At 67.5% G+C, this 2,640-nt stretch carries 1 protein-coding gene and 1 pseudogene; both read right to left on the reverse strand.

The annotated features are described in order from the left end of the window. Positions 1 to 113 precede the first annotated feature (113 nt). Positions 114 to 1,835 (reverse strand): annotated as a pseudogene (poxB, locus tag JCM19049_RS11380) (ubiquinone-dependent pyruvate dehydrogenase). Positions 1,836 to 2,000: 165 nt separating this feature from the next. Next, entirely contained in the window at positions 2,001 to 2,558 is a 558-nt protein-coding gene (locus JCM19049_RS11385; RefSeq protein WP_279403047.1) for a YggS family pyridoxal phosphate-dependent enzyme, read from the reverse strand. Positions 2,559 to 2,640 lie beyond the last annotated feature (82 nt).

Here is a 2,640-nt window from a genome sequence, read left to right on the forward strand (position 1 = left end):
CCCGCGCCGCAGACCAGCACGTCCAGTGGCGTGCTGGTCTGCGGCAGCTGGTGCTCGGTCATGGCGGTGCCGGTTGGGGCTACCGGGGACTCGTGCGGGTCATCGGCGGTGTCCTAGAACATTCGGCGCCAGTTCGTCTTGGCCAGATCCAGCAGTTCGTCGCCGCGACCGGACATCACGGTCTTGATGGCGAACAGGGCGAAGCCTTGGCCTGTTCGAACTTGATGGTCGGCGGCATGCTCAGCTCCTGGCGGTCGGTGAGCACATCGAGCACCACCGGTCCGTCGTGGGCCAGCATCTGCTCGACCGCGTCGGGCAGGTCCGCCGAGTCGGTGACCCGGATGCCTTGATGCCCATGGCCTCGGCCACGGCGGCGAAGTCCGGGTTCTCCAGCGTGGTGCCGTAGGTGAGGTAGCCGGCGGCCTTCATCTCCAGCTCCACGAAGTTCAGCGAGGAGTTGTTGAACACCACGGTCTTCACGTTCAGCCCGTTCTGCTTCACGGTCAAAAGCTCACCGAGCAGCATCGTCAGCCCGCCGTCACCGGCCAGCGCGATGGACTGGCGCTTGCGGTCCACGGCCTGCGCGCCGATGGCGTGCGAGAGCGCGTTGGCCATCGATCCGTGGTTGAAGGAGCCCAGCAGCCGGCGCTTGCCGTTCATGCTCAGGTAGCGCGCCGCCCACACGGTCGGTGAGCGACGTCCGCGGTGAACACCGCGTCCTCGCTGGCCGCCTGGTCGACCAGGCGGGCCAGGTACTGCGGGTGGATCGCGTCCCCGCGCTTGGAGGGGGTGGCCAGCTCGTCCAGCTTTTCGCGGGTCTTGGCGAAGTGCTTGGTCGACTCGTCCAGGTGCTTGCGGTGCTTGGAGCGCGGCAGCACCTCGGACAGGGCCCGGGCGGTGTCCTTCACGGTGCCCACCAGCGGGATGTCCACCTTGGTGCGCCGCCCGATCTGTTCACCGCGCAGGTCCACCTGGATGGTGGTGGCCTCCTCGGGCAGGAACTGCTGGTACGGGAAGTCGGTGCCCAGCATCAGCAGCACGTCGCAGTCCTCAATGGCGCGGTAGCCCGAGGCGAAGCCGATCAGCCCGGTCAGGCCCACGTCGAACGGGTTGTCGTAGGAGATGTGGTCCTTGCCGCGCAGCGCGTGCACCACCGGGGCGGCGAGCTTGTCGGCCAGCTCCATCACCTCGGCGTGGGCGCCGGCGCTGCCGGCACCGGCCAGGATGGTGACCTTCTTGGAGCCGCCAAGCACCTGGGCGGCACGTTCGATCTCCGCCTCGCTGGGCAGCACCCGTGGTTCGGTCTTGGCGATCTTGCGCGGGGTGATGCGCGGCATGTCCTGCAGGGCCACGTCCCCGGCGATCACCAGGACCGCCACCCCGCGCTTTTCAATGGCCTCGCGCATCGCGATGTTCATGATGCGCGGCATCTGCGAGGCGTCGGAGACCTGCTCGACGTACACCGAGCATTCGCGGAACACGTCGGTGGGGTGGGTTTCCTGGAAGTAGTTGGAGCCGATTTCCTCGGTGGGGATGTGGGCGGCGATGGCCAGTACCGGCACGCGGGAGCGGTTGGCGTCGTACAGCCCGTTGATCAGGTGCAGGTTGCCCGGCCCGCAGGAGCCGACGCAGACGGCCAGCTCCCCGGTGATCTCGGCTTCGGCGGCGGCGGCGAACGCGGCGGCCTCCTCATGGCGGGTGTGCACCCATTCGATGCGCCCGTTTTCCCGCAACGCGTCGGTCAGGCCGTTGAGCGAATCGCCGGGGATCCCGTACATCCGCTTCACGCCCTGGACTTCGAGCTGGCTAATGATGTTCTGCGCGACCGTAGGCATAGTGCCTCCTCATTTTCGCCGGCGGACGATTTCCACCGTTTGCCTCACTGCTGAGCCTACGACGCATTGCGCCCAGGTGCCACGTTTGGCCACAAATCTCACACCCCCGTGTGCATAAGGCCGCATGTCACAGGTGGAACTCCTAGGTCGGATCGGGGGTGGCGGCTAGCCGGCGAAGCCGGGCCAGTAGTGGCTGTCGGGCAGGGCGCGGGCCCCGAAGATCGCCTGGCCGACCCGCACCACGCTCGCGCCCTCGGCGATGGCCAGTTCAAAGTCCCCGCTCATCCCCATGGACAGTTCATCCAGGCCCACCGTGTCAGGGGCCTGCTGGCGCAGCCGCTCACGCAGTTCGCGCAGGCGCACGAAGCAGGCGCGCACCCGTTCGGTGTCGCTGGAGAAGATCGCCAGGGTCATCAGCCCGCGCACCCGCAGCCGGTCAAAGGCCGGCAGCTGGGTGAGGAAAGGCGCGGTGTCCTCGGGCGCCAGTCCGAACTTGGATTCCTCGGCGGACGTGTTCACCTGGACGAACACATCCAGGGTCCGGTCCTCCAGTTCCAGCCGCCGCTGCAGGGCGGTGGCCTGGCGCAGGTTGTCCAGCGCCTGGAATTCGTGGGCGAAGCGGGCCACGTACTTGGCCTTGTTGGTTTGCAGGTGCCCAATGACCGAGAACTTCAGGTTCGGGATGTCGGCCAGGTTCTCCGCCTTGCGCGCGGCCTCCTGCACCTTGTTCTCCCCAGGTAGTCCATGCCCGCGCCGATCGCGATGCGCAGGCGTTCCTCCGGCACGGTCTTGGACACCGGCAGCA

This window comes from Arthrobacter sp. JCM 19049, assembly GCF_001310435.1.